Below are 12,317 nucleotides of genomic sequence, written 5' to 3' on the forward strand. Positions count from 1 at the left end.
ATCGGCAATGTCACCGCCAATCAGTTCTTCACCAACGTGGATACCGGCAACGAACAGGTCGGCAATGTCGACATCACCGGCACCAACTTCTTCTTCTCTTTGGGCGACATCTCAGGGCAGACCCTGAGCATCGGCGACCTGAGTTTCGCCGCGCCGGGCAATATCACTTTCGGCTACGACAATGCCAGCCTCAGTATCGGCAATGTCAGCGTCGGCGGCGGCCTCAGCGTGGTATTGGGCAACGGCAGCCTGAGCGCCGGAAATATCGTCGCGGGTACTGGCGCCATAAGCCTGAGCGGCACACACGGAGCGATCACCGCCGGCAATCTCACCGCAAGCAGCGGCGCCGTCACGGTTGCGGACGGCAGCGGCGTGAATCTCGGCAAGGTCCTCGCCGCCGGCAGCATCCAGATCAGCGCCGCCACCGGCGCCATCAGTACCGGAGACCTCACCGCCAACGGCAGCAGCAGCGGCATCAACGTGCTCGCCAGCGGCAGCGGTGGCGATATCGCCCTGGGCAATCTGACGGCCAGCGGCGACATCACGCTGAGCGCGGCCCACGGCGCCCTGACCTTCGGCAACCTGGGCGGCAACAACATCGCCCTGTCCACCGGTCAGGCCCTGACCATCAGCGGCCGCAGCATCAATGCCGCCGGCAGCTTCACCCTGGCCGCCGGTGGCAACACCAGCATCTCCAGCTCTTCCATCGACGCCGGCAGCGCCAGCCTCACCAGCAGCGGCAGCCTGGAGATCGCCAACAGCAGCGTCATCGCCCAGGCCGTCACGCTCAATGCCAGCGGCGCCATCGCCATCAGCGGCAACAGCCTGATCGGCACCACCGCCCAAAGCGGCTTGACCGGCGGCCCCCAGCCACGCGATACCGCCACCTCCAGCGTCAGCCTGACCAGCGGGGCCGACATCAGCATCGATCATTCCACCCTGCGGGCGGTGCAACTGGCCCTGAACGGCAAGGGCATCCACCTGGCCAATGGCGCCGCGTTGAACGGCACCAATGTGGTCCTCACCGGCACTGGCGCCGTCGATGCCGCCGGCAGCAGCTCCAGCATCGATGCCGGGGCCCTGTCGGTCCGCGGCGGCAGTATCGATCTCACCGACGCGGTGCTTACCGTGGGCAGCGGCAGCGCAACTTTCGGCAGCGATTCCGCCCTGCTGGCCCGAATCCATGCCAAGGATCCGACACTGCTCCTGCCGACCTCCGGTCCGAATGCCAGCTTCTCCGCCGCTGGCGGGGTCAAGCTGGGCACGCTGAGCATTGCCGGCGGCTACCTGTTCATCGAAGCCCCGGCCTTGCAGTTGCCTACCGCGCTGAGCGGCAGCACCAATATGTTCGTGGACTTCCTGCCCACCAATCCGGCGGCCTTGCTCAACGTGGACCTGACGCAGCCGCTTCCCGGCATCGCCACCCTGGTCTTCGGCGGTACGCCGCAGACCGGCAACATCCAGGTCGGTGACGGCACCCAGACCTTCGCGCTCACCAGCAATACCAACCTGGTCTTCGCCACCTCGGGTGCGACGCTGTATCCGGACTCGATCAGCAGCAATGGCGAGGTGGTGGTGCTCGGTGACTCGGTACTGCGCACCCCGCCGGTCGATCTGACCGACATTCCGCTGACGACAGACCAATACACCATCGACGCGCCCGATACCGGCGTCCTCGCCTACAACGGCGATCAGGGCGACATCAACGATCCGGGCGTGAACGACGCCAACAAGGGACGTATCGACATCAAGACCAGTTCCCAGCAGACACTCAGCTGCGGCATCGGGGGGGCACAGTAATGCTCGCTCGGCCCTTTTGCGCAGCCACCTTGCTGCTCCTGTCGTTGCCCGCGCTGGCGGCCACTCCTGCCGCTGCCCCGGCGCCCACGCCGGCGGCGAACGTGACGCTGGTGACCGGTCGTGGCACCGCCTCGGCCACTGCCGGCAGCATCCGTACCCTGGCCAAAGGCGACGCGGTCTATTCCGGGGAAATCGTCCACTCCAGCGCCAACAGCTATGTCGACCTGAAATTCAGCGACGGCGGTTATTTCCTGCTGCGGCCCAACAGCCGTTTCCAGGTGGTGGATTTCGCCAACCACAGTGGAACCACTGAAGCCCCCACCCCGCCTCCCGAAACTCCGGCCGCCCCGGTGCCGGCGCCATCCCCGGCCGCTCCCGCGGCACCGCTGCAGGCAAAACCGCAGGACACGCAGAACGGAGCCTCGCGTGCGTTCTTCAGCTTGCTCAAGGGCGGTTTCCGCTCGATCAGCGGCCTGATCGGCAAGATCAATCACGACGAATACCAGGTGTCCACGCCGGTCGCCACCATCGGCATTCGCGGCACCGACTACCTCGTGGTGATCTGCGACGCCACCTGCGCCACCGATCCGCAGATCGTCGCCGTGCTGCCGCCCGGCATCAATCCGCTGGGCGGGATCGTCTCCACCGTGTACGCCCACAGCATCGTGGTCACCGATGCCGGCGGCACGGTGACCCTGCTGGAAGGCCAGTACCTGCTGGTGCTGCCGGACGGCACCAACATCCTGCTGCCGCTGGAGCCGCATTTCCTGCACGTCGATCCTACCCCCAACCCAGCGACTTGCGCGGGGTGAGGGGTGAGAGCCCGCGCTTGGGCGATGACTAAATGTCATCGCCCAAGGGGCCGAATGCCCGGCCGCGACCGCTCCGCCAGACCCCATGGGAGCAGCCAAACGGAATCGTCGGCTGCTAATATCTCCCCATGAACCAGATCACCATGCAACTGCCTCCGGGCTATACCTCGCTCACCGCGCTCGACCGCCACAAGCACGCCGGCCTGGCGCTGCTCCCCAACCGCAACTACGCCTGGTGCGGCAAGCTCAACAGCGTGTTCCTCAATGCAGTGGAACTGAGCAAGGCCTGCGTCGACTATCCCATCGCCTTTGTACGTGAAAGCAATAGCGGCGAATATCTGCCGGTGGCGCTGCTCGGGCTACGTACGGGCGACAACCTGTTTGTCGACGACAAAGGCCAGTGGCGGATACGCACCTACCTACCCGCCTACGTTCGCCGTTACCCGTTCTGCATCGCCGAGGTTCCGGCCCCGGATGGGGGAGAGACGCAGCGCCTGATCTGCGTCCAGGAAGACCAGCTCGGGCCCTCTGCGAAGCCGTATTTCGACGCCAAGGGCGAACCCACCGAAGACTGGACGACGCCCAAGAACCTGATCGAATCGTCCGAGAGCGCACGCCAGCAGACGCGTGCCTTCACCCGCCGGCTGGAAGCATTCGGGCTGTTGGAACCATTCGACGCTCTGGCGCTTCCCCAGGGTGGCGGCCAGCAGATGCGCCTGCTGGGCCTGCACCGCGTCAACGAGGAAAAGCTCAACGCCCTCGGGGCCCGCGAGCAGAAGCTGTTGATGAACAAGGGTGAAATGCGCGCCGTTTACGCCCACCTGCTGTCGCTGGAAAACTTCGCACGCTTGCTCGACATGACGGCGGAGCTCGATGGGCGTCGAAATCCGGCTAACTGACCGCGAGCTGCCCGTCTCGCCGGTTTTCATCGATTTCCTTGCCCACATCCTGGATGGCCGGCCCTTCGACGACCGCGAATGGGCCGACCAGACTTCCGAAGCCCTCAACTTCGGCTTGCCCGAGCTGCAGCGCCGGGCCGAGGCCGCCGCTCCAGGGGTGATGAACGACGCGCGCGGCCGTGCCCATATCGGCCGCGCCTACAGCCTGCTGCTGGCCCTGCTGACCGGTGATTTCGCGCCGATCGGCGAACTGCAGCAGCGCTTCCATTTCATCAACGTCATCGGCATCCCGCGCACCGGAGGCTCCTATCTCACCGCGGAGCTGTACCGCGCCCTGGGCATCGCGCCGCACAGCGTGCCCTTTGCGCTGGCCCACGACGGCTTTCCCGAAGCCGGTCCGTTCGAGATCGCCCCGCAGGCGAACAGCTGGGTACGCAGCCTGCACACCATGGCCGAGTACCTGAGCATGGTCGAGCTGTACTTCGGCGCGCGCACGCCGCACCAGGGCCGCATCGTGGTGCCGAAGAAACTGACCAAGGGCATCTATGCCGGCGGCTTCTTCCACCGCATCCTGGGCGAAGCAGTGGAGCATCTCATCACCCTGCGCCACCCGGTCGCGGCCTGCGTCTCCAGCTACGAGAAATCAGGCGGCCTGCCCGCCGACGGCCGTTTCGCCATCCGCTCCAATATCGAGGACTGGTGCCGGCGTGATCTGCTCTACACCGGCTGCACCGCCGAGGAGCTGGTGCGGATGGATTACTTCGACGCCTACCTGCGCTACTGGGAGCAGTACCACTACTACATCGCCACCACCGGCCTCTCCGCCAACCGCGAAATGCGCGTGGTGGTGTACGGCAAGGAACGCTTGCAGGCGCAGGCTGCGGCCTTTCATCAGCGCTACGGCAGCAAGCTGGCGCCGGGCCAATTCAAGATCAGCGACACGGCGCGGCAACGCCATCCGGACTGGGTCGAGCGGGCCGCGCCGGCCTTGCAACGCGTGGCTGCGCTATGGGAGCGGATCGGCATTCCATTTCCCCTGCAGGAGATGGCCGAATGCTGGTGAATTCCGCCTGATGGCCAGGATCCTGCTGGCCTGGGAGCTCGGCGGCGGCTACGGCCATCTGGCCAGCCTGCGTATCGCCGCCCGGCAGCTGCGCGCCGCCGGCCATGACTGCCTGTTCGCGGTGCGCCTGCTGGAAAACGCCGCCGAATTCCTCGAGCCCGAACTCGGCCCGGTGTTGCAAGCGCCGGTACGCCTGGGCAATGGGCGCAATCCGGTGGAGCTGCAGCTGAGCTACGCCAGCCTGCTGCACAACGTCGGCTTCGACGACCCAACGGGACTGTCCGCGCGCATCGCCGCCTGGCGCGAGCTGATGCGCACCTGGAAGGTGGATCGGCTGGTGGTGGACCACAGCCCCATCGCGCTCATCGCCGCGCGCAGCCTGGGCATTCCGGCTGCCGCCATCGGCAGCGGCTTCGACCTGCCGCCGCTGCGGCAACCCTACCCCAGCTTCCAGCCCTGGGCGCCGGTACCGGAAGCGCAGCTCCTGCGCAACGAGGAGCAGGTGCTGCTCGAACTGAACAGTGCGCTGCAACGACTCGGCCTGGCGCCTTACGAAAACCTGCAGGCGATCTACGTCGGTTGCGCCCGCGCCCTCCTCACCTATCCCGAACTGGACCACTACGACACGCCCCGCGCGGAACCCTACCTCGGCGTGCCGGACTATTCCCTGGGTGCGGCGCCCATCTGGCCGGCCGGCAATGCGCCGCGCGTACTGGCCTACCTGCGCCCGCATCCCCAGCTGGAAGCCATGCTCAAGGCGCTCTCCGCCAGCAAGGCGCGCGTGCTGCTGCGCATCGCCGAAATCGAACCCGAAAAGATCAGGCCCTGGCTGCGGCCGGGTTTCGAAGTCGTCGGCCAGTCGATCAACCTGCGCCAGGCGGCGCAGGAATGCGAAGCCTACCTGCACTATGCGGCGCACGGCACCGTGGCGGAGATGCTGCTCGCCGGCAAGCCGGGGGTGTTGTGGCCCGACAACCTGGAACGCAGCCTGGTGGCGCGCCGCGCCGAGCAACTTGGCGCTGCCTTGGTGGCACCGAGGCAGGGAACATTCGACGCGGGCACGGCTCTGGAGCAAGCACTAAGCGATACCGGCCTGCGCCACGGCGCGGAGAAATTCGCGCTGCGCTACCGCGCGCACAGCCGCGCGGCAATTCCACAAAAATTGATGGGACGCCTGCTGCCGGCTTGAAGCGCCGCGCTCAGGCGTTCGCCGCCTGCCGCGCCAACCAGGCCTTGAGCGGCCCAAGCCTGCCCACCGCCTCCATGCCCAGGCCGAGGACCGCCTTCAGCCCCGGCACACGCAGACGGAAGGCACGGTAGAGACCGTCGGTCAGCGTCAACATCTCCAGGTTCGCCGCCTTGCGCGCACGCGCATAACGCTGCAGATTGCGCAGACCGGCCCAGTCACGCCCGGCATCGCGCGATACCGCCAGCGTCCGCGCCAGCTCCTGCACATCGGCGAAGCCCAGGTTCACACCCTGGCCGGCCAGCGGATGAATGGCATGGGCGGCGTCGCCGACCAGGACCAGGCCCGGCCGCACATAATCCTGGGCATGCAGCAGGCGCAGGGGAAAGGAAATGCGCGGCGTGGCGTCGAGCACCTCACCCAACGCATGCTCCAGCGCCTCACCCAGCCTGGCCAGGAACGCGGCATCGTCCAGCGCCAGCAGCTCCTGCGCCAAGGCCTCTTCCGCCGACCAGACGATGGAGCAGCGTCCATCCGCGAGCGGCAGGAAAGCCAGCGGCCCGCTCGACAGGAAACGCTGCCAGGCCGTGGCGCGGTGCGGCTGCTGCGTGCGTACATGGCAGACGATGGCGCGCTGCGCATAACCCCAGCCCACCGTATCGATGCCGGCCAGCCCGCGCAGCTGCGACTCGGCGCCGTCCGCGGCCACCACCAGTGGCGCCCGCAGCTCGCGCCCATCGGACAGCCGCAAGATTGTTCCGGCTTCGCCGAATACCGCGGACTCGATCGCAGCGCGCTCGTAGCGGACCACACCATCCAGTTTGGCCCACAGCCGGTCCACCACCAGGCTGTGCTCCACGATCCAGCCCAGTTCGGCCCGCCCGGTATCGGCGCAATCGAAGCGCAAGGCATGCTCCGGCCCACGCTCCCATACACGCATCGCGCCATACGGACTGGCGCGCCGGGCAAGCACTTCCGGCCAGACGCCCAGGCCATCCAGCAGGCGCGCGGAATGCGGCGCCAATGCATAAACGCGCAAATCGTAGCCTGCGGGATCGTAGGCCGGCGGTGCGCTGCCGCGTTCCAGCAGGGCGACCTCGAAACCCTGCTGCGACAGGGCCAATGCCGCCGCTGCGCCGACCGGGCCGCCGCCCACGACAATGATCTGATGCTGGAGGGTACTCACGATGCGCGCGGCAAGCCGAGGTGCCCCAGGTGTTGCCGCAGCACCGCCCCACGCAGCGGCGGCGCCAGCTCCACCGCCACCAGCCCCCAGTGGCGCGCCTGCGCCAGGAACGGCACGCGATTGGAAAAGGCGCGCACCATCAGATCGGTGAAATCGCTGACCCGGCCGCGATCCTGTTCGCGGCGCGCCGCATAGGCGGCAAGCGTCGCGGCCGCGCCCGGATCCTGGGCACCTGCGATTTCGACGGCGAGCGAGGCCACATCGCGCAGGCCCAGGTTGAAACCCTGCGCCGCCACCGGATGCAGGCTCTGCGCGGCATTGCCGATGAACACCGTGCGCGGCGCCGTCAGGCTGCCGCTCAACACCCGCGCCAGGGGATGCGACCAGCGCCGCCCCAGTTCCACGAAACGGCCCAGGCGGCCGCCGAAACAGTCCTGCGCCTGCGCCAGGTACGCCGCATCATCCAGCGCCATCCGCGCCTCGACCTGCTCGTCCGGCACGGTCCACACCAGCGAGGCGGCATCGTCCGGCTTGGGAATCAGCGCGATGGGACCATCCGGCGTGAAGCGCTCGTAGGCCACGCCCTGGTGCGGGCGCGACAAGCGCACTGAGCTGACAATGGCGTGTTGCGCATATTCGCGGCGCTCCGCGGCGATGCCCAGCAGATCGCGCACGGCTGAACGTGCGCCATCTGCGGCAACCACCAGCCGCGCCGCAAGCGTCCGGCTGCCACCGGCCGCATCGATATCCAGTTCCACCGACTGCTCGCCGGTCCGCATGGCGGACAGGCGTGCCGGTTGCAGCAGTGTCAGGTTCGGCAGCTGCGCCATGCGCGTCGACAGCACGGCGCCGATGGCGCGCAAGGGCACGTTGTAACCCAGCGCCTCCAGCCCCGCCTCGGCCGCCGCGAAACGCGCCGTGCCGAAACGGCCGCGCTCTGAAATATGCGTCGCCACGATCGGCGCAGCTTCCGCGCGCATCGCCTCCCATACGCCATAGCCGCCGAAGATGCGGCGGCTGGCGTCGTTGAGCGCGATGCAGCGCTCGTCCCAGGGCGGTCCCGACACGGGGCCCGAGCGTAGCGAGGTGGATGCGGGAGGGGCCGCCGGGCTCGTGCCTACCGAGGAGACCGGACCAGGATTCATCCGAGCGCGAGCAGGCGCGCTCGGCGGCGGCTCGGCGGCTTCGACCAGCACCACACGCAGCGGCGACGCGGCCAGCGCCACCGCCAGGCTGGCGCCGACCAGACCGCCGCCGATGATCGCAATGTCGTAGTCGTTCACAGGATTGGCCGTTGGAAGTTCGGGGAGTCAGCCGCTGATGATGATCGAGACTACGGCGGCGCTGAACATGGTGATGCCGATCAGGATCGAATACACCAGCAGCAAGGCGCACACGCCAATCCCCGTCAGCCACAGTTTGCCGCCATAGACGCGGCGCAAGGCCATTACCAGATACACCGGGATGGCAAAGCGCAGCAGCGTGTCGACGATCCCCGGCCAGGGAACTTGCAGCAGCAACAGGTCGAGGAAGACGAAGGCATGGTAGTGCAGCGCAAACAGCAGATGCACGCCATAGCGCAGATGGTGGCGCAGATAGGCCAGCTGCAACAGGCCGGCGAACAGCGGCAACAGGAAGAACATCGCCAGCGGCGCGTCGTTGTCGATGGCGCGGCTGATCTGGGCGTAGGCTTGCCCGCGAGTCTGTCTGAAGTATTTGTGGATGCGCGCGTCGAGCGCCGGGATGCTGGTCGTCAGATCGCGCAGGTCGTCATCGGTCGGCAGCGCCGGCACATCGTTCCCGCCCGCCTGGGGCGCAGCGGCCGGAGCAGCATCGCCGCCGGCAGGCTTCGCCGCCTTGTGTTCGAAGGAAATCAGCGGCTTGTTCTCCTCCCCCGGATCGGTCTGAAACCAGGCCGAGTGACCGCTCAAACCGGAGATGGCGAAGAACACCACGCTCGTCGCCAGGTACAGGCGCAGGGGCCGGATATAGCACTGCCGTCGCCCGGAAATGTAATCCAGCGTCAGCGCACCAGGCCGGGTGATCAGCAGCTTGAGCGTGCGCAGCAGCTTGCCTTCGAGCGCCATCTGGTCCTGCACGAACTCGCGCACGAATTCGCGCACGGTCGGCGTCTCGATGCGCGACTCCTGCCCGCAGGCGGAGCAATAGGCACCGCCCAACGGCGCCCCGCAGTTCATGCAGCTGCGCAGCCCCGTCTCGTGCGCCAGGGCCTCGGTTGCCGGGCTGGCCGCCGCACTCATGGACTGCCGCCGAATACGGTGGTCAGCACCCCGGACAAGGCGGTGGCGCTGATGGCGACGAAATCGAGGAAGCCGAGGATGGCCATGCGCCACAGTGTGCGCGCCCAGCCGCCGCCGTAGACGCGCCGCAGGGCCAGGAAGGTATAGGCGACGCCAACCAGTTCCAGCGCGGTGCGCAGCGGCGAAAACGGCAGGAACATCAGCATCAGCAGGATGAACGCGAAGCAGTGCAGATGCACCGTGAACAGCAGGTGCACCCCGTAGCGCTGCTTGTTCTTGCGGTACAGCCAGCGCAGCAGCAGGGCGAAATACGGCAGCAGGAAGAACATCGCGTAAGGCGCGTCGTCGGCCAGCTTGGCGCGCAGCTCCTTACGTTTCTGCGGCGAAGAGAGGCGCTCGGAAAAGCCTTTCTTCCTCTCGGCGTGGCTCTTCTTCAGTTCGGCCGCGACCTGGCGGTTGACGGTATCGCCGATATCCTCCGCCTTGCCCTTGGCCAGGTCCTTTTCGATATCACGCTGGATCTGTTCGCGCAGGTCGAGATCCTCGGCCGGCGGCACACCGGCTCCTTCCGGCTTGGCGATCTGGGCGGCCGCATCGCTGTCCGCGACAGCGCCGGCAGCAGCACCGGCGGGCGCAACGCCCTTGTCCTGGCCGGTCTTCGCCACGGGCGGCGGTGGCGGGGGCGGCTGTTCCCGCGTCTCCGCCTGGTCGACCTTGGTGAAAGGATTGCCGATCGAATCCGGCAGGAGGCCGAGCAGGCCGAAGAACACCACGCTGACGCTGACGTAGAGCTTGAGCGGGCGCACGTAGCGCTGGCGGCGACCCTCCACGTAGTCCAGCGTGAGCTGCCCCGGCCGGGTCAGCAGCACCCGCAGGGTGCGGCCGAGCTTGCCTTCCACCGCCACGTACTGGTCCATCAGTTCGTGCACGAACTGACGCACCGTCGGCGTCTCGATCCTGGTTTCCTGGCCGCAATTGGAGCAATAGTTACCCGAAATCGGTGCGCCGCAGTCCTGGCACTGCGCGGTGACCGTGGGGATCACGTGCTCCGGCCCGAGGGGCTCGCTCTTTGCATGTTCGCCCATGGCCCCCGCCCCCTGCATGCCGTCTCAACCCGCCATCAGGGCTTCGACTTCGGCGACCTTCTTCGGCGCGCCGCCGGTCAACACTTCCGGCCCCTTGGCGCCGACCAGCACGTCATCCTCGATGCGGATGCCGATGCCGAGGAAGCGCGGATCGACGCCGGCGGTATCGGGCGCGATGTACAACCCGGGCTCCACCGTCATCACCATCCCGGCCTCGAACGGGCGCGGCTGCGCGTCGAGCTTGTAACGGCCGACGTCGTGCACATCCATGCCCAGCCAGTGGCCGGTGCCGTGCATGTAGAACTGACGGTGCTTGCCGGTATCGATCAGCTCCTGCGGATCGCCCCTGAGCAGGCCCAGGGCCACCAGGCCCTCGGTCAGCACGCGGGTCGCCACCTCGTGCGGCCGCGCCGAGGAGTTGCCCGGGCGCAGTTCCTCGATGGCGGCCAGCTGCGCCGCCAGCACTACCTCGTACACTTCCTTCTGTGCGCCGCTGTACTTGCCGTTGACCGGGAAGGTACGGGTGATGTCCGCGGTATAACCGCGGTACTCGCCGCCGGCGTCGATCAGCAACAGATCGCCGTCGCGCAGCTGCATCTCGTTTTCCTTGTAGTGCAGGATGCAGGCGTTGTCGCCACCGCCGACGATGGAGCCGTAGCCGGGTTCCATCGCGTTCTTCTCGAACTCGTGATGGATCTCCGCCGCCACCTGCCATTCCCAGCCGCCCGGCCTGGTCGCGCGCATGGCCCGCACATGGGCCTGGGCCGAAATCTCGCAGGCATGGCGCACCAGCTTCAACTCGGCCTCCGACTTGAACAGGCGCAGCTCGTGCAGGGTGATGTCGAGCGAAACGAACTCGGTCGGCGCCGACGGTCCGCGGCGCGACACTTCGCGGATCTCGCGCACGCAGGCGGTGATGCGGCTGTCCCAGGCCGGATGCTCGCCCAGGGTGTAGTGGACCTTGGCGCGGCCGGTGAGCAGCTGCGGCAGCAGGCCCTCCAGCTCGGCGGCGGTGTAGGCCTGGTCGGCGCCGTAATCGGACACCGCGCCTTCCGGGCCGGCGCGGCGGCCGTCCCAGATCTCGCGCTCCTTGTTGCGCTCGCGCACGAACATCAGGAACGCCCCTTCCTTGCGGCCCGGCGCCAGCACCAGCACCGAGTCCGGCTCGTTGAAGCCGCTCAGGTACCAGAAGTCCGAATCCTGCCGGAACTTGTAGTGCACATCGCGGTTGCGGATCACCTCGCGCGAGGACGGGATGATGGCCACGCCGTCCGGGCCGATGGCCTGCATCAGGCGGGCGCGGCGGCTGGCGTATTCCTTCAGTTCAGCGGAGCTTGGAGCGGGCATCTCGGGACCTATGTCAATGGAGGGTCTTCGACTGCGCCGCTGCCGCCAGCGGACGCGGATGCAGCTCCATGTAGACCAGCTGCGCCCCGACACGGATGTATTCCACCAGTTCCGCGTAGGCGCTTTCCTCCACTTCGAGGTCGTCGCCGGCATCCAGCGAGGCGCGCGTGAACTGGGTGAAGTCCTTGACGATTTCGCGCACCTCCTCGGTGCACTTGCGCAGATCCAGCTTGATGCGTCCCGCCAGGCCGTAAAGGAAGCCCTCGCACCAGGCACCGAGCGAGCGGGCCCGCTCCCCCAGGCCGACTTCGTCGTCCGGCAGCAGGATGGTGAAGCTGGTCTGCATGTCGGCGAGGGCCGATACCGTCTGCTCGCACACCTGCCGCAATTCGGCCCGGGCCTGGGCATCGGGATCGATGTCCTCGTCGTCCAGCAGGGCGACGAGATCGATCTCCTCCGGCTTTTGCCGGCACAGCGCGCCGCATAGCGCGCCGTGGAAGACGGCCGCGTCGTCGCGGTAGCCCAGTCGGGACAGGAGGGAGGTAAGGTCGGAGTAATGCTGCATCGAAGACATGCGCCATAGTATACCGCCCGTCCGGAGCGCCCAAGCCGCCCCGAGGAGCCGCCGGCGCGGCCTGCGGCGCGCTTTATCCGCCGATAAGCCCTAAAATCCATCGC

General features: G+C 67.4%; 11 protein-coding genes. 5 read left to right on the plus strand and 6 right to left on the minus strand.

The window, feature by feature from the left end; genetic code table 11:
* The 5 genes from BP26_RS30215 to BP26_RS0123075 all read left to right on the plus strand — a co-directional run.
* On the plus strand, nucleotides 1–1,800 hold a 1,800-nt coding region (locus tag BP26_RS30215), incomplete at its 5' end, for a beta strand repeat-containing protein (RefSeq protein ID WP_029922905.1).
* Nucleotides 1,801–1,829: 29 nt separating this feature from the next.
* Nucleotides 1,830–2,612: a FecR family protein gene (locus BP26_RS27980; protein WP_157572721.1), complete on the plus strand. Its 783-nt coding sequence runs from the start codon at nucleotides 1,830–1,832 to the stop codon at nucleotides 2,610–2,612.
* A 128-nt stretch (nucleotides 2,613–2,740) separates the two neighbouring features.
* The gene (locus tag BP26_RS0123065) at nucleotides 2,741–3,511 is read left to right on the plus strand and encodes a SapC family protein (RefSeq protein ID WP_029922907.1); all 771 of its coding nucleotides are present in this window, start codon (nucleotides 2,741–2,743) and stop codon (nucleotides 3,509–3,511) included.
* Complete coding sequence (locus BP26_RS0123070; RefSeq protein ID WP_029922908.1) at nucleotides 3,486–4,574, plus strand: hypothetical protein; 1,089 nt, start codon at nucleotides 3,486–3,488, stop codon at nucleotides 4,572–4,574. The genes BP26_RS0123065 and BP26_RS0123070 overlap by 26 nt, the downstream gene beginning before the upstream one ends.
* Nucleotides 4,575–4,584: 10 nt before the next feature.
* Nucleotides 4,585–5,763 carry a glycosyltransferase gene (locus BP26_RS0123075; RefSeq protein ID WP_029922909.1) on the plus strand — a complete coding sequence of 393 codons (1,179 nt, stop codon included), beginning with the start codon at nucleotides 4,585–4,587 and terminating at the stop codon, nucleotides 5,761–5,763.
* Between the two features lie 10 nt (nucleotides 5,764–5,773).
* On the opposite strand, the gene BP26_RS0123080 is transcribed toward BP26_RS0123075, so the two are convergent.
* The 6 genes from BP26_RS0123080 to BP26_RS27985 are packed head-to-tail and all read right to left on the minus strand — an operon-like array spanning nucleotide 5,774 to nucleotide 12,204.
* Nucleotides 5,774–6,946 (minus strand): UbiH/UbiF/VisC/COQ6 family ubiquinone biosynthesis hydroxylase, encoded by a 1,173-nt coding sequence (locus tag BP26_RS0123080; protein WP_211255026.1) that lies wholly within the window; start codon nucleotides 6,944–6,946, stop codon nucleotides 5,774–5,776.
* A complete protein-coding gene (locus tag BP26_RS0123085; protein ID WP_029922911.1) occupies nucleotides 6,943–8,229 on the minus strand; it encodes an FAD-dependent oxidoreductase in 1,287 nt (428 codons plus the stop codon). Before BP26_RS0123085 ends, BP26_RS0123080 begins: the two co-directional genes overlap by 4 nt.
* Before the next feature lie 27 nt (nucleotides 8,230–8,256).
* Complete coding sequence (locus BP26_RS0123090; protein WP_029922912.1) at nucleotides 8,257–9,207, minus strand: DUF3667 domain-containing protein; 951 nt, start codon at nucleotides 9,205–9,207, stop codon at nucleotides 8,257–8,259.
* Nucleotides 9,204–10,292: a DUF3667 domain-containing protein gene (locus tag BP26_RS27040; protein WP_036517776.1), complete on the minus strand. Its 1,089-nt coding sequence runs from the start codon at nucleotides 10,290–10,292 to the stop codon at nucleotides 9,204–9,206. Before BP26_RS27040 ends, BP26_RS0123090 begins: the two co-directional genes overlap by 4 nt.
* Nucleotides 10,293–10,316: 24 nt before the next feature.
* Entirely contained in the window at nucleotides 10,317–11,639 is a 1,323-nt protein-coding gene (gene pepP / locus BP26_RS0123100) for a Xaa-Pro aminopeptidase (RefSeq protein ID WP_029922913.1), read from the minus strand.
* A 13-nt stretch (nucleotides 11,640–11,652) separates the two neighbouring features.
* Nucleotides 11,653–12,204: a UPF0149 family protein gene (locus BP26_RS27985; protein WP_051749320.1), complete on the minus strand. Its 552-nt coding sequence runs from the start codon at nucleotides 12,202–12,204 to the stop codon at nucleotides 11,653–11,655.
* Between the last annotated feature and the right edge of the window lie 113 nt (nucleotides 12,205–12,317).

The sequence above is a fragment of the Nevskia soli DSM 19509 genome (assembly GCF_000711955.1).
GTDB classification, from domain to species: Bacteria; Pseudomonadota; Gammaproteobacteria; order Nevskiales; family Nevskiaceae; genus Nevskia; species Nevskia soli.

Excerpts from the sequence above, each read along its gene's own strand:
- pepP (WP_029922913.1), bottom strand. The coding sequence starts at position 11,639 with ATGCCCGCTCCAAGCTCCGCTGAACTGAAGGAATACGCCAGCCGCCGC.
- BP26_RS0123070 (WP_029922908.1), top strand. The coding sequence starts at position 3,486 with ATGGGCGTCGAAATCCGGCTAACTGACCGCGAGCTGCCCGTCTCGCCG.
- BP26_RS0123090 (WP_029922912.1), bottom strand. The coding sequence starts at position 9,207 with ATGAGTGCGGCGGCCAGCCCGGCAACCGAGGCCCTGGCGCACGAGACG.
- BP26_RS0123065 (WP_029922907.1), top strand. The coding sequence starts at position 2,741 with ATGAACCAGATCACCATGCAACTGCCTCCGGGCTATACCTCGCTCACC.
- BP26_RS27040 (WP_036517776.1), bottom strand. The coding sequence starts at position 10,292 with ATGGGCGAACATGCAAAGAGCGAGCCCCTCGGGCCGGAGCACGTGATC.
- BP26_RS27985 (WP_051749320.1), bottom strand. The coding sequence starts at position 12,204 with ATGCAGCATTACTCCGACCTTACCTCCCTCCTGTCCCGACTGGGCTAC.
- BP26_RS0123075 (WP_029922909.1), top strand. The coding sequence starts at position 4,585 with ATGGCCAGGATCCTGCTGGCCTGGGAGCTCGGCGGCGGCTACGGCCAT.